Source organism: Streptomyces sp. NPDC045431, from assembly GCF_040646655.1.
GTDB lineage: Bacteria > Actinomycetota > Actinomycetes > Streptomycetales > Streptomycetaceae > Streptomyces.
In genome coordinates this window covers 519,123-540,713 of record NZ_JBEZAQ010000003.1, presented here as the reverse complement: position 1 = coordinate 540,713, position 21,591 = coordinate 519,123, and the positions used below count along the sequence as shown (strand labels likewise).

Genomic DNA, 21,591 nt, shown 5'->3' with positions numbered 1-21,591 from the left:
TGGAGGGGGGTCGCTCGTGCGCCCCTTCACAAGCTTCCGGGGGACCTCTGCTACACTCCGCCGCCCACGTGACCGAGGTCATGGCGCCGCAGGGGAACCGCGGTGTAACGGAAGACGTTGTTCACCCCCGTTGAACTGGGACAGAGAGCACCTTGCAACGGTGGACCGCACCGGAGTTCACGCCTGCGAAACATAGGTGAGGTGCCCCTCGCGGGGGCGGGAAAGGGCCCCGAAGGGGCCCTTGGAGGCCCCGAAACGCCTCCAGGACACCCCTCAGGGCCCTTTTCCTTGTGAAGAACTTCACGAACTTTCCCGACGGGCCGTCCGGCGACCCTTCCGGCCGGCCGTCCGGCGGTCCCGCGTCAGACCAGCGAGAGGGCGATTCCGTCCAGAATGTCGTGTTCGGAGACCACGACCTCCCGCGCCCCGATCCGATCCATCACGGCCAGCAGCACCAGCGCCCCGGCGGCGATGACGTCCACCCGGCCCGGGTGCATCACCGGGATCGCGGACCGCTCGTCGTGGGTGGAGGCGACCAGCCGCCCGGTGACCTCCGCGACCCGCTCGTAGGCGATGCGCGAGCCGTGGATCGCGGCCGAGTCGTACTCCTTCAGACCGAGCGCGATCGCCGCCACCGTGGTGACCGATCCGGCCAGCCCGACCAGCGTCCCCGCCTCGCGCAGCGGAACGGTCTCCTCCGCGAGGTCGAGGGCCGCCTCGACGTCCGCCCGGATCGCCGCGACCTCCGCCTCCGAGGGCGGGTCGCTGCGGACGTGACGCTCGGTCAGCCGTACGCAGCCGATGTCGACGGAGCGGGCCGCGCGCGCGTGCTCGGTGCCGACGACGAACTCGGTGGAGCCGCCGCCGATGTCCACCACCAGGTACTCCTCCCCGGTGCCGGGCAGTTCCTTGGTGGCCCCGGTGAAGGAGAACTCCGCCTCCTGGTCGCCGGTGACGACCTCGGGCTCCACGCCCAGGATCTCCCGCACGCCCCGGACGAAGTCGTCCCGGTTCTCGGCGTCGCGCGAGGCCGAGGTGGCCACGAAACGCAGCCTCTCGGCGCCGTACTCCTTGATGACGCCGGCGTACTCGCGGCACGCGGCGAAGGTCCGCTCCAGCGCCTCGGGGGCGAGCCGGCCGGTCCGGTCGACGCCCTGGCCGAGGCGGACGATCGTCATCCGCCGGTCCAGGTCGGTGACCTGACCGGTGGTCGGGTCGACATCGGCGACGAGCAGGCGGATGGAGTTCGTACCGCAGTCGATGGCGGCGACCCGGGTCGTCACTGCGCGTCCTCCCGGTGGGCGCCGACGCACGGGCCCTTGGCCCACCACTCCGGCAGCATCGCCAGCGCCTCGTCGCCCAGCGGGTTCACGCCGGGGCCGGCCACCAGCGAGTGCGCGACGAGCACGTGCAGGCACTTCACGCGGTCCGGCATGCCGCCCGCGCTCGGGAAGCCCTCCAGGACCTCGATGGCGTCCCGGCGCGCGATGTAGTCCTCGTGCGCGGCCCGGTAGGCGGCCGCCAGCTCCGGGTCGGACTGCAGCCGGTCGGTCATCTCCTTCATGACGCCGTTCGCCTCCAGCGTGCCGATCGCGGAGTTCGCGCGCGGGCAGGTGAGGTAGTACGTCGTCGGGAACGGCGTGCCGTCCGGCAGCCGGGGCGCGGTCTCCACCACGTCGGGGTTGCCGCACGGGCAGCGGTGCGCGATGGCGCGCAGGCCGCGCGGCGGGCGGCCGAGCTGTTCCTCGAACGCCGCGACGTCCGCCTCGGTGGGCTCGGTGCGTTCGGTCTGCGGAGGGGGCGTTTCCATGCCTGCCTTGGGTTCTACTTGCGGTCGGTGCGAGCGGCGCGGTCCGTGCCGTCGGTGCGGTCGGCGGAGTCCACGCCGTCCCAGAGGTTGGAGTACCAGGCGCGGTCGGCCGCGCCCTGGTCGGTGCGGCGCTGGCGCACCGCGTCGGGGTCGATGACCGTGTAACCGGTCTCCCCGGGGCGTACGTAGTGCAGGTGTGCGCGGGCGAGGCGCCTGATGTAGGCGTCGTCCTGGAGCCGCGCCTTCTCGTCGCGCAGCCGCTCGACGCGCTCGGCCGCCTCGTCCGCCAGCCGCTCCTGCTCGGCGATCTCGCTCTGCTGGGAGACCCACTGGCGCATCGGGTACGCCAGGGCCACCACCATCGAGCAGACCACGAGCGCGAGGAAGGCCGCGCGGCCGGTGAGCCGGGAGCGGCGGTCCTGACGGCGCGTCTGGGAGCGGTACACGCGGGCGGCGGTCTGCTCCGTGAGCAGCCGCAGCCTGGTCGCGGTGGAGAACCGGTCCCGGGCCATCCTCGCTCCTCCCCTGCACCCCGTTACGTACGTACGTCCCCGGACACGGTACGGGACCGTGGCCGGGGACGTACGTAACCGGGCTACTGAGGGCCTATCGGCCTTACTCGCCCGAGAAGCGGAAGCGCGGGAAGGCGCTGCGGCCGGCGTACACCGCCGCGTCGTCGAGGATCTCCTCGATGCGCAGCAGCTGGTTGTACTTGGCGACGCGCTCGGAGCGGGCCGGGGCGCCGGTCTTGATCTGGCCGCAGTTGGTGGCGACGGCCAGGTCGGCGATGGTGACGTCCTCGGTCTCGCCGGAGCGGTGGGACATCATGCACTTGAAGCCGTTGCGCTGGGCCAGCTCGACGGCGTCGAGGGTCTCGGTCAGCGAGCCGATCTGGTTGACCTTGACGAGCAGCGCGTTGGCCGCGCCCTCCTCGATGCCGCGGGCCAGGCGCTCGGGGTTGGTGACGAACAGGTCGTCGCCGACCAGCTGCACCTTGGCGCCCAGCTTCTCGGTGATGGTCTTCCAGCCGTCCCAGTCGTCCTCGAACAGCGGGTCCTCGATGGAGACCAGCGGGTACGCCTCGACGAGCTCGGCGTAGTAGTCGGTCATCTCGGCGGCCGAGCGGGACTTGCCCTCGAACGCGTACGCGCCGTCCTTGTAGAACTCGGACGCGGCGACGTCGAGCGCCAGCGCGATGTCCTTGCCCGGGGTGTAGCCGGCCTGCTTGATGGCCTCGAGGATGAGGTCGAGGGCGGCGCGGTTGGAGTCGAGGTTCGGGGCGAAGCCGCCCTCGTCGCCCAGGCCCGTGGAGAGGCCCTTGTCCTTCAGGACCTTCTTCAGGGTGTGGTAGACCTCGGCACCCCAGCGCAGGGCCTCGGAGAAGGACTCCGCGCCGATGGGCGCGATCATGAACTCCTGGATGTCCACGTTGGAGTCGGCGTGCGAGCCGCCGTTCAGGATGTTCATCATCGGAACGGGCAGCAGGTGCGCGTTCGGGCCGCCGAGGTAGCGGAAGAGCGGCAGGTCGGACGCCTCGGAGGCGGCGTGCGCGACGGCGAGGGAGACGCCGAGGATGGCGTTGGCGCCGAGCGAGGACTTGTCCGGCGTGGCGTCCAGGTCGAACATCGCCTGGTCGATCAGCCGCTGCTCCGTGGCGTCGTAGCCGACGAGCTCCGGGCCGATCTGCTCGATGACGGCGAGGACGGCCTTCTCGACACCCTTGCCGAGGTAGCGGTCCTTGTCCCCGTCGCGGAGCTCGAGGGCCTCGAACGCACCGGTGGAGGCACCGGACGGAACGGCAGCACGGCCGGTGCTGCCGTCGTCGAGGCCGACCTCGACCTCGACCGTGGGGTTGCCTCGGGAGTCCAGGATTTCCCGGGCTACGACGACGTCGATGGACGGCACGAGCATCTCCTTCTGGGATGTGACGCGAATTGTGACGCGAGCGGTGCAGGGTGCAGGGTCTCTTTGGCCTTGCGCCGTGCGACAAGAGCCTAACCGGCCGGGGGGCCGGGGCCAGCCGACGCCCGCCTCGTGGGACGAAAAACGACCCGAGGGCCCCGATTCCGGGGCAAAACCCCGCAAGGTTTACCTGCGGGTAACCGCAAAGGCCCCGGCCCGCCGCGTGAGCGGCGGGCCGGGGCCTTCCGGGGTCAGCTCAGGTGGAGCTGCTGGCCCGGGTAGATGAGGTCGGCGTCGTCGACGATGTCCTTGTTCAGCTCGAACAGCTTCTCCCAGCCGCCCGCGACCTTCTTCTCGGCGGCGATGGTGCTGAGCGTGTCACCGGCCTGGACCTTGTACTCGCCGTCGCCCTTCTCGACCTTCTTGCCGGTCGGGGTGGTGACGGTCTTCGACGCGGCCTTCGGCGCGGACTCGGCGGCCTTCGGCGCCTTGGGGGCGGCCTTGGGCGCGGTGCGCTGCTCGCTGCGGGTGGTGGGCTGCTCGGCCGTGCGCTCGGCGGCGCCGCCGTTGTACGCGGCGTTGGACAGGCCCACGCCGCACACCGGCCACGCGCCCTTGCCCTGGCCGGCCAGGACCTTCTCGGCGATCTCGATCTGCTGGGCCTTGCTGGCCTGGTCGGCGGTGGAGGCGTACGCGGTGCCGCCGTACGCGGCCCAGGTGGAGGCCGAGAACTGCAGGCCGCCGTAGTAGCCGTTGCCGGTGTTGATGGACCAGTTGCCGCCGGACTCGCACTGGGCGACCTTGTCCCACTCGGCGGAGGTGGCGGCCGAGGCGGAGGTGGCGCCCATCAGCGGGGCGGCCACGGCGACGCCGGTGATGCCGGCGAACGCGGCGAAACGGACCGCCTTGGACGGGCGACGGTGCTTGGCCTTGCCGGAAACCTTGCTGGAAAACAGCATGGAGCATCTCCTCACCGACGCCTACGAGGTGAGCTGTCGGGTTAGGGCTGATGAGCTGCCCCGCCGCGCGACTCGCGCGGCCTCACCCCAAGCCGGCTCACGGACCGTCATTCGACGGCCGGGGGCCGGCACCTACCTTGGGTCCCCCGCTCCTGCCTTCGGCGCATGACGCGACGACTGTTCCCTCGCGTCCGGCGGCAGGATTCGGCGTACCGGTCGGAGGGGCCCGCGGTGGCGAGCGATAAAGACCGTAAACACAGAGCCCGGCGAAGTTCAAAGACGGACATCCGGGTCAATCCGCCCCTACTGCCTTGCGCTTGACGGACGTTTGCGCAGGTGAGGGGCGGAACGGACACATCGTGCGTTCGTGAGGCACCAGTTGGCGCAAAGAGACTCATGTCTCACTGGCGCAGAACCGGACATAGGGGCACCAATAGCCCCGGTCAACTAGGGCTTCTCGGGCGCCAGATCGAGGCTCTGGCCGGGGAGGATGAGGTCCGGATCCTCGCCCACGGTCTGGCGGTTGGCGTCGTAGAGGGCGGTCCAGCCGCCTTCGAGATCCTGCTCCGCGGCGATGGCGGAGAGGCTGTCGCCGGGGCGGACGGTGTACGCGCCCGGCTGGGCGTCCGCCAGGTCGCGTGCCGCGCCGTCACCCCGCGACGTGTGGCCGTCCGTTTCGCGCCCGTTGACCGAATTGTCGGCGCCGGTGGTGGTGTCACCTTCCGGTGCGGCCGGGTCCGTGGCCGCCGGGTCCGTCGCCGCGGGGGGCTCCGCGGGGTCGGGCGCGCCGCGGTGCTTTCCGGTGCCGGGGCCGGCCGGGGCGGTCGCCTCCGGTGCGGCGTCCGGCGTGGCCTGCTCGGCGGGCCTGGCGGGCTCGGCGGGCTCCGTCGGCAGGAGGCTCTCGACCGGGTCGGCCGGAGCCACGGGCTCCGTGGGCTCCACCGGCTGCGTGGCGTCGGCCCCGGCCGGGGCGGGCGTCTCGGGAGCGGCGTCCGGCGTGGCCTCGGGCGTCGCGGCGTCGGTGGACACGTCGGGCTTGGCGCCCTTCGCCGGCGTGGCGGCGGTGCCACCCAGGCCGACGATGGGGGCGCAGGTCTCCCAGGTCTTCACGCCCGTCGCGGCGTAGACCTGCTCCGCCACGGCTATCTGCTGGGCGCGGCTGGCGAGGTCGGGGCGCAGGGCGTACTGCTTGCCGCCGTACGCGTCCCACGTCTCCTGCGACAGCTGGAGTCCGCCATAGAAGCCGTTGCCCATGTCGGCGCTCCACGCGCCGCCGGACTCGCACTCGGCGACCCGGTCCCACGTGTGGGCGTCGACGGCCGACGCGGAGCCGGCGCCGAGCAGCGGAAGGGCGATGGCGGATCCGGTCACCCCTGCCGCGACAACGATGGCGGGGGCCTGACGGGGTCGACGGTGCCTGCCGTTCCCGGAGCGCATGCGGTGTGCCTTTCGCGTGACTGCTGAGGTGACGGTGAACGTAGCGGCATTCGAACGCTAGTCACAAGTCGATGCAGCGGAGATTACGCGAAGATCACATTACTGACGGATCGTCACATCCGAGGGCTCCGCAAAGGGGGTGAACTCGACCGGGAGCGTGCGCAGTCCCCGCATAATGAGCCCCCCACGCCACCGCAAATCGGCAGGATCCACCGCGAGCCGGAGGTCCGGCAGCCGGGTCAGCAGTGTCGCCAGCGCGGTCTGCCCTTCGAGGCGGGCGAGCGGCGCGCCGAGGCAGTAGTGGATGCCGTGCCCGTACCCGAGGTGCTGGTTGTCGCGCCGCGCCAGGTCCAGGGTGTCGGGCTCCGCGAACCGCTCCGGGTCCCGGTCTGCGGCCGCGAGCACCACCAGCACCGGGTCCCCCGCCGCGATGCGCTCCCCGCCGATGGTCAGCGGCTCGGTCGCGAACCGCCACGTGGCGAGCTCCACGGGCCCGTCGTACCGCAGCAGCTCCTCGACCCCGGTCTCCAGCAGCCCGTGCTCGCCCGCGGCGAGGGACTCCTGCAGCCGGGCGCGCTGGCCGGGGTTGCGCAGCAGGGCGTACACGCCGTTGCCGATGAGGTTGACCGTGGTCTCGAACCCGGCGAAGAGGAGGATGAACGCCATCGCCGCGGCCTCGTTCTCGGTGAGGTGCTCGCCGTGGTCGCTCGCCCGGATGAGCCCCGAGATCAGGTCCTCCCCGAGGTCCTCGCGCTTGCGGTGGATCAGCTCGGCGAGGTAGCCCCGCATCTTCTTCACCGACCGCGCGACTCCGCCGCGCGGCCCGCCGCCGTGCCGGATCATCATCCCGGCCCAGTCCCGGAAGTCGTCCTGGTCCTCGGGCGGGACGCCGAGCATGTCGCAAATCGCGTAAATGGGGAGCGGGAACGCGAACTCGTGGATGAGGTCCGCGCTCCCTTTTGTAGCGAAGTTGTCGATCAACCGGTCCGTCAGCTCCTGCACCCGCGGCGCGAACTCCGCCACCCGCCGCGGCGTGAACGCCTTCGACACCAGGCGCCGGAGCCGGGTGTGGTCCGGCGGGTCGATGTTCAGCAGGTGCGTCATCAGTTCCGCCTTGCGCTCCCCCGGAATGCCGGTCTTGCCCTTGGCGTGCGCGGGCTCGTCGTGATGCGCCGGATTCTTGCTGAGCCGCTGGTCGGCGAGCGCCTGCCGCGCGTCCGCGTACCGGGTGACCAGCCACGCCTCGACCCCACTGGGCAGCTTGGTGCGGTGCACGGGGGCGTGCTCGCGGAGCCAGGCGTAGGCGGGGTAGGGGTCGGTGGCGAACTCCCAGGTGAAGAGCTCGGGTGGCGTGTTCGGGTGGTTCGGGGCGTTCACCCCTCGACGGTATCCGCCCCGCCCGCCTCGGCGGCGAGGGCCTTCACGGCACCGGGGTGACCGGCGTCGGCGGCTTTGCGCATCCAGGCGCGTGCCGCTTCCGGCTTGCCCTCCTTGGCGAGGAGGCGGGCGAGGCGGAAGGCGCCGTAGGGGTCGCCGAGGTCGAAGCCCTTGGCGTAGCAGGCACGGGCTTCCGTCTCGCGGCCGTTCTCTTCGAGAAGCATCCCGAGGTGGGTGGTGTCCATCGGTTCCTCCTGGCCGGCGAACTCGCGCAAGTAGTCTTCGACGTCCTCTGGTGACCAGGGCTTCGCGCCGAGTGCCGCCGCTCCGAGCTCGTCGCCCGCGTCGGCGGCACGCTGGAAGAAGAACCTGGCGTACACCTCAGCCCCTGTGTAGCGGTAGTAGGCGCCGTAACTCCGCGCGACGCCGTCATACCCGGCAGCAAACGCGTCTTCGTACAGGTTGGCGGCGCGCGTTTCCTCCCCCGCTCCTAGATACAGGTCGCCCAGTAGGTGCGCCGCCTCCGGACTTCCGCCGTCCGTGGCCTTGGTCAGCCAGGCCACCGCCCGCTTCAGAAGCAGCTCCCCCAACTCCAACGCCGCCTCCGTGTCCCCCGCCTCGGCGGCGGCCTCCAGGTACCGCTCCGCCTCGCGGGTCTCGCCACGCCCGGCGAGCGACCGGCCCAGCTCGCGACAGGCGCCGGTATGGCCCGCGTCGGCGGCCTTCCGGAGCCACGCGTCGTCGTCCCACAGCCGCGCGAAGCGGTACATCGCCTCCGCGTCACCGGCCTTCGCCTTCTTCAGGTAGTGCACGCCCGCGTGCGGTTTCACCGCCATGGGGTCGTATGCGAGAGCGGCTTCCCAGACCGCGTCCAGCGTCGGAAAGGCGTCCGCTTTCATCGCGTCCACGATGAGCGAGCCGTACGCACGCCACCGACCCCCCGGCTCCTCCACGAGCAGGCCGGTGATGCCGAGCCGGGGGCGGGCCGCCCAGGCGAGGGCGTCCTCGAAGGATTCGCCGGAGCCGGCATCGACGTCGTACAGCTCATGCGTCTGGCGCAGCAGCTCCACCGGTAGCGGTTTCGTGCTCCCGCAGCGGTGCAGGTCGATGGCCGCCCTGACCAGCCGGTGGCCGCGCGGGTGGTTGGCCGGGCGGCGGGCCCGCTGCCATTCGGCCCACAGGTCGGGGCCGAGGCCCCGGTACTGCGTCACGTTGGTCCGGCCCCGCTGCCCTTCGAGCACGAACCAGTGGCCCGGGTCGCCACTCTCCGTCAGCCGCATGAGCTCCGGCAGACTCCACTCCAGGCCCAGCTCCACCGTCCGGGCCCGGCTCAGCACCCGCGCATGCGGCGACGGCTCGAAGCGGTGCTCGTCGTACGCCGTGTCCGACATCGTCGCGAGCACCGGCACGCCGAGGCTCGTGAGCCGGGCCAGCAGCCCCGCGTCCAGGCCGCGTTCGTGGAGGTGGCCCTCCAGGTCGTCGAGCCACAGCACCCACGGGCCGCCCTCGTGCCGGGCCAGGGGGCGCAGGTCGGCGCCCGGCGGGGGGACGCACACCTGGTGGTCCGGCAGCGCGCGGACCATCGCCGCCCAGGCCGTCGTGGTCTTGCCGGACAGCGGCTCGCCGGTGACGACGACCAGGCCGCTCAGCTCCGCCAGTTCGGCGTCGCGGTCCCGGAGGACGTACGGGCCGTCATAGTGACGGCCGCCCAGCGCCACCGGGTCCGTCTCGCGGACCGGCAGCCAGAGGAAAGGATCGGGCGGCGAGGCCGCGCCGACGTGGACGGCGCCGATCGAGCCGGACTGGACGACGGCCGAGAACTCGCCGCCGGACACCTGATTACGCACGGCGGCGACCTCGGCCGCCCGCGTCTCCTCGTCCATGGCCCCCGCCCCATTCGTCCTTCAAGGACACGCTACTGAGCCGCGTGCCCCTCCGCCGCCCGGATCGCGTCCCGGTACGCCCGCCCCGCCGCCCGCAGCGCCGCCTCCGGGTCGACGCCCTCGGCCTCGGCGCGGACCGCGAGGGCGAGGAGCTCGTAACCGATGCCCTCGCCCGACGGCAGGGAGACGTCCAGTCCGGCGTTGCGCACGCGGCTCGCGAGCTTGGCGACGAGGGCGAGACCGGGCTGGCCCAGCGGGACGCCGTCGGTCACCGACTCGCGCTGTTTCTCGATCGCCTTCGTACGGAGCCAGTGCTCCTTGACCTCCTCCGGCGTCTCGGCGCGCTCCTCGCCGAAGACGTGGGGGTGGCGGTGGATGAGCTTGTCGACGATGGTGCCGGCGACGTCGTCGATCGAGAACGGCTCCTCGTCGTGCTCCTGCGCGATGCGGGCGTGGAAGACGACCTGGAGGAGTACGTCGCCGAGCTCCTCGCGCAGCTCGTCGCGGTCGCCGTCCTCGATGGCCTCGACGAGTTCGTACGCCTCCTCGATGCCGTACTTGGCGAGGCCCTCGTGGGTCTGCCGCGACGACCAGGGGCATTCGCGCCGGATGCGGTCCATGACCTCGACCAGGTCCAGCAGCCGGGCGCCCGGCAGGTCGTACGAGCCGGGGAGCAGCTCCAGGTCGGGCATGGCCACGCGGCCGGAGCCGGCCATGCGGGCCAGCCCGTCCGTGAGGGCGCTGTCGCCCTCGCCGGACGGGACGACCACGACGGTGCGGCCGCCGGCGCAGGCGTCGACGAGCTCCTGCGCGGTGGGCGCGGCGATCTCCACGGCGACGCCCGCCTCGCGGAGGTACGGCAGCTGCGGGTGGCCGGCGTCGGCGCACAGCACCCGGTCGGCGGCGTGCAGCGTCTGCCACGCGGGCCAGGACAGCAGCCCGGGCGCGACGCGGTGGCTGGCGGTGAGCAGGACGATACGGCCGGGGGTGTCAGCGTTCACCCCACGAACCTACATCTGCTGCTGGGCGCCCTGCTCCCGGATCCAGGGGGCCCGGTACTCGCCCAGTTGGATCTTGTCGTTGTCCCAGGTGCCGTAGCGGGGGTTCACCTCGATGTCGAGCGCCTTGGACGCGGCGGCGAAGACCTCGGTGAGCTTCTTCTGCCCCTCGGGCGTATTCGTGGCCCCGAGCTTCTCGGCGATCTTGTTCATGAGGACGTTGCGGCGGACGACGGCGTCGATCTCGTCGGGCGCCACGCCCTGCTGCTGGAGCAGCATCGCGGCCAGCTGCTCCTCGCCGCCGGTCTGCCGGGCCGCCGAGCGCCGGGTCTCCTGGACCTCCTTGCGGCTGGCGGTGATGCCGTGGTCGGCGGCGACCTTCTCCACCACCCGGTCGAAGATCATGCCGTTGAGCTTCTCGCGGTTGAGGTCCCCGGTCGCCTTCACCAGCTCCGCGGCCTGCGGCGACGCCTCCTGCGCACTGCGCACGTCCTTGACCTGTGCCTGGAGGGCGGCCACCTCGATCCGCTGCCCGTCGATGACGGCCGCGGCCCCTGGATGCGCCTGGCTCCCGCACCCCGCCAGCAGGGGCCCGGCCACGAGGAACGCGGCCGAGACGGAGAGCGCGGTGCGACGGCGTCGATGCAGGCGGTGCAAAGGAGCCTCCCGGCGTGGGTCGTGCGTCAGTAGGAACGACCTTGCGGTGATCGATGGTAGGCAGTGGACGTGGCCTGGGCCACTACTTCGGCAGCAATGCCGCGGCCGATTCGGTCGTCGCCGGCTCTTCCGGCCGCTTCGGACAACGATTCACCGGCCCACCGGTCGCGCCGAAGGGATGTGCGCGGGAACGAGCGTGACCCGGCCGGAATCCCCGGCGGGCCGATGGGGCACACGGCGCGGGTCGACCGGACAGACCGGACCGGCGGCGACCACGTGGCACCGCCCGGCCCGGATGTCACCGACTGCGCACGCTACTTGCAGAACTTGTCCGCGGCGAGCTTCGCGCCCGCGTTGTAGCCCTTCTCGTAGTTCGGGTCCACGGCCTTGATGTTCTTCGGCGGCTTGGCGTTGCAGTTCTTCTTGATGGCGTTGAAGCCGTCGGTGTGGCCCTTGCGGTACTGCTCCTTCGCCTTCTTGTCTTCCTTCTTCTTGTCTTCCTTCTTCTTCTTGTCCTCCTTCTTCTTCTCCTCCTTCTTCTCGTCCGGCACATTGGCCTTCGCGCACGTCACTTTGCCGAACTTGGACGTCACGGTGTAGGTGTCGTTGGGCAGCCCGGTGAACTCGAACCCGCCACCCGGCACCGTGGTGGTGGTGCCCACCACCACACCCTTGGAGTTGGTGGCCGTCACCTTCTCGTTGTCCGGGAAGCCGCTCCCCGAGACGCCGAACGTCTTGCCCGCTCCCTGGGTCACCTGGCAGGTGATGGCCGGTGCCGCGGACGCCTCCGCGGCCAGGGCGCCGACGCCCACGCTTCCGGTGAGGAAGCATGCCGCTGTCGCCACCGAAATGATCCTTCTCTTCATCGCTCGTCTCCCATCGAGCGCACGCAGCCGGGGCTACCGGCAGGTGGCCTTGGATGGATGTGTCTGCTGATGTGAGACGGCCGTCGGGTGCGGGCCGGCCGGGCTCGGCCCGGTCCCGTCGCCCGCGGCCGTGAAGCACCGCGCTTCGGGTGCGGCACCGCCCTCTGGCCGCGTCGCCGGGCGACTGCGCCGGTGCGCGGCCCACTGATGTGCACGAGGGTTACCGGTGCGAGTTGTCCTCTTCAGGATCTCGCTCATACCTCGCCATGTCGAGCGCAGGGCACAGCCTCGGCTCGCTCCGCCGGAGGGGCGCTCGGCGGCTCGGGTCGCAGCATGATCGTCCGCGAGACGACGAAGGTGATCGGGATCGCCGCCGCCGCGGCGAGGAGCGGGGCGTAGCGGCTTGAGAAGCCCGCCACGTCGACCAGGAGCCAGACGCCGCTCGTCGTGATGACGAAGTTGGCGGCGTTGGTGAGGGGGAACAGCAGGAACTTCCGCCAGGTCGGCCGGGTGCGGTAGGTGAAGTGGCTGTTCAGGAAGAAGGAGCCGGTCATGGAGAGGAGGAACGCGACGACGTGCGCGGCCACGTAGGGCAGGCTCAGGGACAGGAACAGCAGGTAGAAGCCGTAGTACGTGGCGGTGTTCACCACGCCCACGAGCGCGAACCTGACGATCTGGCCCCGGACCTTGCCCTGGACCCGGCCCTGGACGGTCATCGGCGTACGAGCTCCCCGTGCTGCTGCTTCGGTACGGCGGCGTTCGTCGCCTTCACCAGGAAGTGCGGGCGGCGCTTCACCTCGTAATAGATACGCCCCACATACTCCCCGACGACCCCGAGCATCACCATCTGGACCCCCGCGAGCGCCGTCACCGTGACCAGCAGGGTGACGTAGCCGGGGGTGTCGACGCCCTTCACCAGGGCCGCGCCGACGATCCAGGCGGCGTACGCGGCGGCGAGGGCGACCAGCAGCAGGCCGAGGTGGAGGGCGGCGCGCAGGGGGCGGTCGTTGAAGGAGAGCAGACCGTCGAGGCCGTAGTTCAGGAGCTTGCGGAAGCTCCACTTCGAGCGACCCCGCTCCCGGGCCGCGTTCTCGTACGCGAGGGTCGTCGTGGGGAAGCCGACCCAGGCGAAGAGGCCCTTGGAGAAGCGGTTGTACTCAGTGAGCTCCAGGACCGCGTCGACGGCGCGCCGCGACAGGAGGCGGAAGTCGCCGACGCCGTCGACGAGCTCGACGTCGACGAGGCGGTTGATCAGCCGGTAGTAGGCGCGGGCGGCGAGGGTGCGGGTGACGCGGTCGCCCGTGCGGGTGCGGCGCGCGACGACCTGGTCGAAGCCCTCGCCGTGCAGCTCCAGCATGCGGCGCAGCAGCTCGGGCGGGTGCTGGAGGTCGGCGTCCATGACGACGACGGCGTCCCCGGCCGCGTGGCGGAGGCCGGCCAGCATGGCGGCCTCCTTGCCGAAGTTCCGGCTGAAGGAGACGTAGCGCGTACGGGAGCGGGGGTCGCGGTCCGCCATCTCCTGGAGCAGCGGGAGCGTACGGTCGTGGCTTCCGTCGTCCACGTAGACCAGCTCGAACTCGGTCCCGGTCTCGGCTTCGAGGCGTTCGAGTTCCGTGGTCACGCGTGCGTGGAAGCGGCCGATGATCTCCTCTTCGTTGAAGCACGGCACGACAATCGAGATCAGCACGGAAGTACGACAACGGACGCGCGTGTCACCGGCGGGCGACGCACATGGCGGTCCGGCGACCATTGAATGAACTGGCGTACGAAGCCCGCTTTCCGGGTGCCGGGCGCTGGCATATTCGGCGCCATCATGCAGAGAGACGCCTTCCGGGCGCGTGCGCGCGCCGGTGTGTTGGCCGGTGTGTTCGCGGGGCTGCTCACCGCGCTCGCGGTCTGCGCCGGTGACGCCGTCGCCCGCACCTTCCCCTTCGGGCCGGGTACACGCGCGGTCAACGACCTCGGCAACCAGTTCGTGCCGTTCCACGCCCACCTGTGGGACCTGCTGCACGGGCGGGCGGACGGCGGGCTGCTGTTGAACTGGCGGTCGGGGTACGGCACGGCCTTCCTGCCGGACCTCGGCACGTACCTGTCGAGTCCCTTCGCACCGCTCGTCGCGCTCTTCCCGCGCGACGAGATCGACCTCGCGGTGTACGTGATCACCGTCCTGAAGACGGCGGTCGCCGCGGGCGCCATGGCCGCCCTGCTCCTCGCGCTCCACCCGCGCGGTCCGTGGTGGGGTGCGGCGGTGCTCGGCGCGCCGTACGGGCTGTGCGGCTGGGCCGTCGTCGAGGCGTCGTACAACCCCATGTGGCTGGACGGGCTGATCGGCTTCCCGCTGCTGTGCCTGGTGGGCGAGTGGATCCGTACGGGGCGGCGCCCGCTGCTCGGGCCGCTGGTGGTGGCGCTGGTCTGGGTGGCGAACTTCTACACCGCGTACATGGCCACGCTCGGCGCCGCGCTGGTGCTGCTGGCACGGGGGCTGGGCGGGTGGCGCGCCCTCGGCCGGGCCGCCGGGACCGTGCTGCTGGGGGTCGGGCTGGCGGCGCCCGTGCTGGTGCCGGTGTTCCTGGGGTCGCGGCACGCGTACCCGGGGTGGACACGGGAGTTCCGGGCGGCCGGGTGGGCGGAGGTGGCGGCGCGGGCGCTCCCGGCGACGTACGGCTTCTTCACCCCGGCGCTCTTCGTCGGTACGGGCGCGCTGCTGCTCGCCGCGGCGCTCCCCTTCCACCGCGCGGTGCCGGTGCGGGAGCGGTGGGTGTTCTCCGGCCTGGTGGCGGGGGTCCTGCTGTCCCTGCAGTGGGAGCCCACGCACCTGGTGTGGCACGTGTTCGCCACGCCCAACGGCAGCCCGTACCGCCAGACGTTCGTGCTCGCCGGGGTGGTGGTCATCGCGGCGTGGACGGCCGTGTCGTACGGCTGGCCCGGGCGGCGGGCGCTGCTGGGCGGGACGCTGGTGTTGGGCGTGGTGGCGGCGGCCTCGGTGTCCGGGACCTCCGCGACGCGGTGGTCGTACGCGCTGTTCGCGGGCGGGCTGGCGGCCTCGGTGGGCGCGCTCGCGCTGGTACGCCGCCGGCCGTCCGGCGGCGCGGTGGCCGGGGCCGTACTGCTGGCGGGCGCGCTGGCCGTGCAGGCGGCGGCCACCACGGCGTACGCCGACCGGGAGCGGCCGGCCCGGCTGGACGACTACCCGGCGTGGGGCGCGGAGCACGCGGCGCGGGCGGCGGCGGTGTCCGGGGCGGACGGGTGGCCGCGGTACCGCACCGACCCCGGGCGGCCGCAGCTGACCGGGAACGACCCACTGCTGGTCGGCGGGCAGGGCGCCGCGTATTACAGCAGTCACACGCCCGCCGTGCTGACGCGCACGCTGGCGGCGCTCGGCGGCGGCTGGACGTCGAACGGGCGGAGCGTGCAGTCCCTCGACAACCCGGTGACGGACGCGCTGTTCGGGGTGGGCGCGCGGGTACGGGGGCCGGATGCCGTACGGCGGGACGGAGGCGCGCTGCCGCTGGTGACGTTCCGGACCCGGAGTGCGGAACTCCGGTACGGGGACTCGGCGTTCCACAACCAGGAGCTGCTGCTCGGGTCGCGCGTCTACGACCTCCCCGCCGATGGTGTGTGCCCGGTCGGCAGCGAGGTCTTCGTGTGGGCGCCCGACTTCACCGGGACGGCGCGGCTCGGCGCCGCGGGCGGCCCGCCCGTGGAGCTGCGCGGCGGCCTGCCCAAGCGGCGCGCGGCGATGGCGCCGCTCGGTACGCAGCGCACGGCTGGCGCGCGGGTGGTGCTGGAGGGCCGCGGCTCCGTGCCGCCCTCCGGCAGCGTCGGATGCCTGGACCGGGCGCGGCTCACGGCGGCCGTCGCGCGGCTGCGGGCGACCGCGGCGGTGGCGGTCGACGTCACGCCCGACGGCGTGCGCGCGGAGCTGCCGCCGGGCACCCGGACCGCCGGCACGGCGGTCCTGGCGGCACCGCGCATCGCGGGCTGGCGGTGCGAGGGCCGCCCGGCGGACGCGTACCTGGGTCTCGTCGCCATACCGGTGACGGCGGGTCAGACGTCGGTGAGCTGTACCTTCCGGCCGCCGGGGCTGCGGGCGGGGACGGCGGTCGGCGCGGCGGCGGTGGTGGTGTGGGCGGGCTGGGGTGTCGTACGGCGGTGGCGACGGGGCGGACGGGTGTCCACTGGGCGCCACCAAGACTTCACCGGAGCGGCACCGTCCGGTGGCCCGCGCGCGGGCGGTGCCGCGTAGCTTGCGGCGCATGCCCTCTCTACTGAGCAACCGGCTGGCGAAGCGGGTGCTGAAGCCCGCGTTCGCCCTGGTCGAGCAGCGCCTGGAGCGCGCCACGACCGCGCTCCAGTCCGACCTGGACGCCCTGCACCACGAGGTGGCGGACCTGCGGCGGCAGAGCTACGGGCTCGGGCTGCTGCTCGACCGGGCCGGGCGGGACGGCGACCGGATGCCGACCGCCACCCAGGTCGACACGCTGGTGCGCGAGGTCGCCGCCGTCACCGGGGAGCGCGGCGAGCGCGTGCGGCACGACATCACCGTCGCGTACCGCCACCTGGTCGCGCTGGAGGCGCTCGGGGCCGGCGGGCTCGGCGGGTCCGTGTCCGACGTGTGCGGACGGCTCGCGACCGTGCCGCTCCTCGCGCCGCCGAACGGCGAGGTCCTGGAACTCGGCACGCGGCACGGCCTGTTCGCGGCGGCGCTGCGGCGCATGCTCCAGCGCGGCGGCCTCGACACGCGGCTGACGGTCGTCGTCGACCCGCTGGGCGGCCCGCCCGCCCGCGAGGACGTCGTACGCGGCAACCTGGCGCTCGGCGGCGGGCATCCGGCCGGCGACGCGGCACGCCTGGTGCGGGGCTCCCTCGCCGAGGCGGCCGTACGGGACGAGGTCGGCGACCGGCGCTACGGCGTGATCGTCGTCAACGGCGACGGGCACGACGTGGCGGCGGCGCGGGAACTCGCCGCACCGGGCGCGGTGGTGGTCCTCGGCGACCAGCCGCGACCCGCGGGCCTCACCGGCCTGGGGCGGGTCGCGGACTCGGTGTACTGCCGGGCGGAGGCGTAAATCGTCCGCCTGACGACGTCGTCGTCGTACCACCCGCTAGAAGGTGCGTATCTGCTGCTGGCGTTCCAGCGCGCGCCGCAGCTCCGCCGCCTGCGGGTGGTACGGCCCGTAGACCCGCTCGGTGTCGTACAGCAGGCTCTGCAGCTGCTGGTACGCGGCCGAGTGGTCGCCCATCGCCAGCAACAGGTGGCCGATGCGGTGGCGCAGGTCGAAGGCGCGGCCGGGGTCGGGGGCGCCGGTCGTCTGGGTGCCGTTCTCGTAGTACGGGAGGAGCGCGCGGTACTCGGCGAGGGCGGCCGCCGTCTCGCCGAGCTGCTCCAGGCAGAGCGCCGCGTCGTACCGGAACTGAAGCGTCTGCGGGTCGCCCGGACCGGCCTCGGCCGCCCGGTCGTCCGCGAGGCGCCGCAGCTCGGGCAGGGCGCGGCGGTACTGGCCGTCGTCCATCAGGGTCGTCGCGTACTGCTTGCGCAGGATGCGGACGACCGGGGAGTGCTCGCCGTGCTCGGCGGCGGCCGCCGGGAGGATGCCGCCGAGGATGTCCACGGCCTGGGTGATGCTCCCCTCGCCGAGCAGCCGCTTGACCTCGTCCACGGCTGCGGCGACGTCGGGCCGCGCGGTGGCGGGCGGCACCGGCGGGCGCGCAGGCGGCGGGGGCGCGGCGGCACGGTCCGGCCAGGGCGCGTACGGGCGCAGGAAGGGGCGCGTCGGGTCGAGGGGCCCGGCCGGGGTGCCGCGCACGGGCAGCATCGGCGCGAGGGCCTCGTACACCTCCTGCGCTCCGGACGGCCGGTGCTGCGGGTCCTTGGCGAGCAGCCGCAGCACCAGGGCCTCCAGGGCCTCCGGTATCTCGGGGCGCAGGCGGCGCACGGGCAGCGGCGGCTCGTACAGGTGGCGGTGGAGAACGCCGAGGGCGGTGGAGCCGGCGAAGGGCACGTTGCCGCTGAGGAGTTCGTGGAGGAGGACGCCGAGGGCGTACAGATCGGTGTACGGGCCGACGGCGCCGCCCATGGCCTGCTCGGGCGCCATGTAGGCGGGGCTCCCCACGGGCGAGCCGGTGTGGGTGAGGCGGGTGGTGTCGGTGTCGATGACCGAGGCGACGCCGAGGTCGAGGACGGTGAGGGTGCCGTCCGGTTTCACCATCACGTTGCGGGGCTTGAGGTCGCGGTGGACGATCGGCACGGCGTGCACGGCGGCGAGCACGGCGCACAGCTGCGCGGCGACGGCGACGGCCCACTGCCAGGGGTAGGGGTCGTGCTCGGCGAGGTGGTCGGCGAGGTCGGCGCCCTCGACGTACTGCATGACGAGGTACAGGTCGTCGCCGTCGCTGCCCGCGTCGTGGACGGTGACCAGGCCGGGGTGGGAGACCTGGGCGGTGACGCGGCACTCGCGCACGAAGCGGCGGCGCATCTCCTCGGCGGCGGTGGCGGCGGCCATGTGGTCGGGGCGCAGCAGCTTGACGGCGACGCGGCGGTCGAGGCGGCCGTCGTAGGCCGTCCAGACCTGGCCCATGCCGCCCTGACCGATGACGGTGGACAGTTCGTACCGGTCGGCGATGATCCGTCCGCTCACCGGCGCTCGCCCCCGCCGGTCCCGGGGTCCTGGCGGAGGAGCTGGCTGAGCTCGTCGAGCTCGGCACGGACCTGGTCGATGCGGGGCGGCGGCTGGGACTGCGACGGCTGAGGCTGCTGAGGCTGCTGAGGCTGCTGAGGCTGGGGTTGCGCGGGGGGTGTGGGCGGCTGGGGCTGCGTGGGCGGCGGGCCGTATCCGTACGGCTGCGGCTGCTGCTGCGGCGGGCCGTAGGGAGGCGTGTGCGGTACGGGCGGCACGGGTGGCGCCGGGTGGAAGGGCGCCGCCTGCGCCGCCACGCGCCCGCGGTGGTGGATGTCGACGATCAGGTAGTACACGACGACACCGACCATCTGCAGCAGCAGCCCGGCCATGCCGACGTTCGAGATCCAGTGGTCCGCGAAGCGCTGCTCCAGGGTCACCAGACAGCCGATGTTCAGCGCCAGTTGGCACCAGAACAGCGTCCAGTCGCGGCCCGTGCGGCGCACGATCGCGATCCGGAGCATGGCCACCCAGGCGAGCATACCCAGGGTCAGCACGATCAGCATGCAAATGATCACGCGCACGGCGATCACGCCCGCCGTCACGGCGGGACGCGGTGGCGTCATGGGCGCGTGCCCGTGCATACGTCGCTCCAGGGGGTGCGGATCAGAGGAACTCGAGCGTATACACCGACACCGACAGCCGCCCCAGGGTTGTACGAAACGGCCGACCAGCTGATCACTCGGCTCGCTCAGCTCACTCGGGAAGCACCGTGCCGTCCGCCAGACCGTCGTACAGGCCCTGCACCAGCTGCTCGCCGAGCCGTCCCGCGAGGCGCAGCGCGTCCTCGAACTCCGCGAGGGCGCGGAAGCGTTCGCCGTAGCGGTGCTGCTCGGCCAGGGGCAACCGGGGCAGCCTGAGGCGCCGTACGTCGAGCCGGGTGGCGGTGGACGCATAGCTGCTGGCGCGGCGGTTGTTGGCGGTGCCGCGCAGGAAGCCGGCGAGGAACCAGGGGTCCAGGGCGGTGCGGTCGGGCCGCAGCAGCTGGAGGTTGCGGCCGAGTGCGACGCCGGCCGTGGCGGCGTCGACGACGCGCGCGACGGAGCCGCCGCCCAGGACGGGGACGACGACGTCACCCTCCTCGGTGAGCACCGGTTCTTCCGGGGGGCCGTCGGGGAGGGTGCCGGAGGGGGCCGTGCCGGCGAGCACGTCGTGCTCGGTGAGGACCGCGACGGGGTGGCCGGAGGGGGCCGTGCCGGCGCCGCCGGCGCGCAGCTGGAGGGCTCCGGCGCGGGCGAGTTCGCCGACCGTGGTGAGGGGCCGGGCGGCGGCACCCCCGGCGGGCGCGGCGGGCGGCGGCGTGAGCTCCATGGTGCGGCGCAGGGTGGCCCCGAGCCGGTCGCGTACGGCTTCCAGGCCGGCCGCCGAGCCGCCGGGGGCGGGGACGGGCAGGTGGCGGGCGGGGGCGAGGTCGACGTCGTCGTCGAGGAGTTCGATGACCGGTACGGAGCGGCTCACGCCCGGGACGCCGGGGTGGTCCCCGCGGCCGCGCCAGGCGTCGAGCACCGCCGACTGGAGCGCGGGCCAGGGCAGTTTGTCGCGACCGCCGTCCGGGACGACCCCGGTCGTGTCGACGAACAGCAGCTCCGGGGCCGGTCGCTGGTCCGCGCCGGGCCGGCACAGCACCCACAGGTGCAGCGGGATGCCGTACGGGGGCGCGGCCCCGGCGGGCAGGGCGATCACGGCGCGCAGGGCACCGCGGCGCAGCAGGTCGGCGCGGATGCGGCGGCCGGAGCGGCGGGAGGCCACGGCCGGGGGCATCAGGAGGACGGCGGTGCCGCCGTCGCGGAGACGGGCGAGGGCGTGCTGGACCCAGGCCAGTTCGGACTCCGTACGGGCCGGGAAGCCGTACTCCCAGCGGGGGTCGTAGGCGAGCTCGTCGTGGCCCCAGTCGCGTTCGTTGAACGGCGGGTGGCAGACGACGGCGTCGGCGGCGAGGCCGGGGAAGGCGTCGCGGCGCAGGGTGTCGGCGGCGGCCGTGCGGATCTCGGCCGACGTGTGCAGGGCGAGGCGCAGCGCGGTGAGCGCGGCGAGGTCGGGGTCGGCGTCCTGGGCGTGGAGGGTGCCGGCCCGGTCGACGGCGCGGTCGACGGCGCGCAGGAGCCCGCCGGTGCCGCAGGCCGGGTCGAGCACGGTCCGCGGGGACGGGCCGGCGAGGGCGGCCATCAGCTCGGCGAGGCCGGGCGGGGTGAGCGTGTACTGGCGGGGGTTGGCGTCCAGGTGCCGTCCGAGCAGGAACTCGAACGCCTGGCGCGCCCCGCCGAGCTGGGCGGCGAGTTCGGCGGCGCCGCGCAGCAGCGGCAGGGAGGGGGCGAGGTCGGCCGCCGTGGGGGTGCGTACGGAGCGGGGGGTGCCGAAGCGGGCGGTGAGCACCTCTTCCAGGGCGGTCGGCAGGGCGTCGGCGAGGCGGTCGTCGGGGAGGGCGGACCGCTCCAGCCAGCCGGTGGGCCGCTCGTGTACGAGGAGCAGGGCGCAGCCCGCGTGGACGAGGGCGGTGAGGGGCCCGGCGGGGTGGGCGGTGACCTGCTGCCAGACACGCTCGCGCAGCGGTACCTCGGCGAGCTTGCCCTGGTCGCGCAGCCATCGCTCGACGTCGGCGAGGGCGAAGGAGGGGCTGGTCTCGGTGCCGCCGACGGGCTTGGGGAAGTCGGCGTGGCGCCTGCGCCAGTTGCTGACGGCGGCGCGGCCCACCCCCGCGAGCCGGGCGATACCGGCGGCGGTGACTTCCGGCGCGACTGCTGCGGCCGGCGCGGCCGCCGCACCCGCCGCGGCCGTCGCGGCCGTCGCGCTCGCCGCTGCCGGCGCGCCCCCTGTGCCTGCTGTGCCTGCTGTGCGTTCCTGCGGCACGTGTCCGTCTCCCCTCGTCCGCGCTCTCACCGCGCTGAAGAAACGAGCATACCGATCCAACGGTTCACAGTGTGAGTCGATCCGATTTTCATGAACCGTGTTGACTCGGTTCACAGGCTCTGCTCTGATTGACCCATCGAACAACGGAGCAACTCCAGCGCCCGGGAAGGTGCCACAG

At 73.0% G+C, this 21,591-nt stretch carries 18 protein-coding genes and 1 riboswitch; of the genes, 2 read left to right on the top strand and 16 right to left on the bottom strand.

Features of this window, described 5'->3' with window-relative positions; all coding sequences use genetic code 11:
• Window positions 1-362: 362 nt before the first annotated feature.
• From AB0A69_RS11020 to AB0A69_RS10960, 13 genes are all read right to left on the bottom strand, one after another.
• Entirely contained in the window at window positions 363-1,283 is a 921-nt protein-coding gene (locus tag AB0A69_RS11020) for a Ppx/GppA phosphatase family protein (protein WP_361418303.1), read from the bottom strand.
• Window positions 1,280-1,810, bottom strand: coding sequence for a DUF501 domain-containing protein (locus AB0A69_RS11015; RefSeq protein WP_361418300.1), 531 nt, complete (start codon window positions 1,808-1,810; stop codon window positions 1,280-1,282). The genes AB0A69_RS11020 and AB0A69_RS11015 overlap by 4 nt, the downstream gene beginning before the upstream one ends.
• A gap of 14 nt (window positions 1,811-1,824) precedes the next feature.
• A complete protein-coding gene (locus AB0A69_RS11010; RefSeq protein ID WP_361418297.1) occupies window positions 1,825-2,322 on the bottom strand; it encodes a septum formation initiator family protein in 498 nt (165 codons plus the stop codon).
• A 103-nt stretch (window positions 2,323-2,425) separates the two neighbouring features.
• Window positions 2,426-3,721, bottom strand: a complete 1,296-nt coding sequence (eno, locus tag AB0A69_RS11005; RefSeq protein WP_361418294.1) for a phosphopyruvate hydratase — start codon at window positions 3,719-3,721, stop codon at window positions 2,426-2,428.
• 242 nt (window positions 3,722-3,963) lie between these two features.
• Complete coding sequence (locus tag AB0A69_RS11000) at window positions 3,964-4,671, bottom strand: transglycosylase family protein (RefSeq protein WP_361418291.1); 708 nt, start codon at window positions 4,669-4,671, stop codon at window positions 3,964-3,966.
• A gap of 3 nt (window positions 4,672-4,674) precedes the next feature.
• Window positions 4,675-4,845: riboswitch (cyclic di-AMP (ydaO/yuaA leader) on the bottom strand.
• A 273-nt stretch (window positions 4,846-5,118) separates the two neighbouring features.
• Window positions 5,119-6,042 carry a transglycosylase family protein gene (locus AB0A69_RS10995; RefSeq protein ID WP_361418288.1) on the bottom strand — a complete coding sequence of 308 codons (924 nt, stop codon included), beginning with the start codon at window positions 6,040-6,042 and terminating at the stop codon, window positions 5,119-5,121.
• A 165-nt stretch (window positions 6,043-6,207) separates the two neighbouring features.
• The gene (locus AB0A69_RS10990; RefSeq protein ID WP_361418285.1) at window positions 6,208-7,485 is read right to left on the bottom strand and encodes a cytochrome P450; all 1,278 of its coding nucleotides are present in this window, start codon (window positions 7,483-7,485) and stop codon (window positions 6,208-6,210) included.
• Window positions 7,482-9,368, bottom strand: a complete 1,887-nt coding sequence (locus tag AB0A69_RS10985) for a hypothetical protein (protein WP_361418282.1) — start codon at window positions 9,366-9,368, stop codon at window positions 7,482-7,484. Before AB0A69_RS10985 ends, AB0A69_RS10990 begins: the two co-directional genes overlap by 4 nt.
• Window positions 9,369-9,400: 32 nt before the next feature.
• The gene (locus AB0A69_RS10980; RefSeq protein ID WP_361418279.1) at window positions 9,401-10,369 is read right to left on the bottom strand and encodes a nucleoside triphosphate pyrophosphohydrolase; all 969 of its coding nucleotides are present in this window, start codon (window positions 10,367-10,369) and stop codon (window positions 9,401-9,403) included.
• A 9-nt stretch (window positions 10,370-10,378) separates the two neighbouring features.
• Complete coding sequence (locus AB0A69_RS10975; RefSeq protein ID WP_361418468.1) at window positions 10,379-11,014, bottom strand: SurA N-terminal domain-containing protein; 636 nt, start codon at window positions 11,012-11,014, stop codon at window positions 10,379-10,381.
• Window positions 11,015-11,337: 323 nt separating this feature from the next.
• Window positions 11,338-11,868: a hypothetical protein gene (locus tag AB0A69_RS10970; RefSeq protein WP_361418276.1), complete on the bottom strand. Its 531-nt coding sequence runs from the start codon at window positions 11,866-11,868 to the stop codon at window positions 11,338-11,340.
• Between the two features lie 275 nt (window positions 11,869-12,143).
• Window positions 12,144-12,605 carry a GtrA family protein gene (locus AB0A69_RS10965; RefSeq protein WP_361418273.1) on the bottom strand — a complete coding sequence of 154 codons (462 nt, stop codon included), beginning with the start codon at window positions 12,603-12,605 and terminating at the stop codon, window positions 12,144-12,146.
• A complete protein-coding gene (locus tag AB0A69_RS10960; RefSeq protein WP_361418270.1) occupies window positions 12,602-13,576 on the bottom strand; it encodes a glycosyltransferase family 2 protein in 975 nt (324 codons plus the stop codon). The genes AB0A69_RS10965 and AB0A69_RS10960 overlap by 4 nt, the downstream gene beginning before the upstream one ends.
• 126 nt (window positions 13,577-13,702) lie before the next feature.
• Between AB0A69_RS10960 and AB0A69_RS10955 the strand changes: the two genes are divergently transcribed.
• Both AB0A69_RS10955 and AB0A69_RS10950 read left to right on the top strand, forming a co-directional pair.
• Entirely contained in the window at window positions 13,703-16,135 is a 2,433-nt protein-coding gene (locus tag AB0A69_RS10955) for a YfhO family protein (RefSeq protein ID WP_361418267.1), read from the top strand.
• Between the two features lie 10 nt (window positions 16,136-16,145).
• Complete coding sequence (locus AB0A69_RS10950) at window positions 16,146-16,958, top strand: class I SAM-dependent methyltransferase (RefSeq protein WP_361418264.1); 813 nt, start codon at window positions 16,146-16,148, stop codon at window positions 16,956-16,958.
• Window positions 16,959-16,994: 36 nt separating this feature from the next.
• Here the strand turns inward: AB0A69_RS10950 and AB0A69_RS10945 are convergent, their stop codons facing one another.
• The 3 genes from AB0A69_RS10945 to AB0A69_RS10935 all read right to left on the bottom strand — a co-directional run bounded on the left by AB0A69_RS10945 (window position 16,995) and on the right by AB0A69_RS10935 (window position 21,275).
• Window positions 16,995-18,527 carry a protein kinase gene (locus AB0A69_RS10945; RefSeq protein ID WP_361418261.1) on the bottom strand — a complete coding sequence of 511 codons (1,533 nt, stop codon included), beginning with the start codon at window positions 18,525-18,527 and terminating at the stop codon, window positions 16,995-16,997.
• Window positions 18,524-19,132 carry a hypothetical protein gene (locus AB0A69_RS10940; RefSeq protein ID WP_361418258.1) on the bottom strand — a complete coding sequence of 203 codons (609 nt, stop codon included), beginning with the start codon at window positions 19,130-19,132 and terminating at the stop codon, window positions 18,524-18,526. The genes AB0A69_RS10945 and AB0A69_RS10940 overlap by 4 nt, the downstream gene beginning before the upstream one ends.
• Before the next feature lie 130 nt (window positions 19,133-19,262).
• Window positions 19,263-21,275 (bottom strand): N-6 DNA methylase, encoded by a 2,013-nt coding sequence (locus AB0A69_RS10935; RefSeq protein WP_361418465.1) that lies wholly within the window; start codon window positions 21,273-21,275, stop codon window positions 19,263-19,265.
• Between the last annotated feature and the right edge of the window lie 316 nt (window positions 21,276-21,591).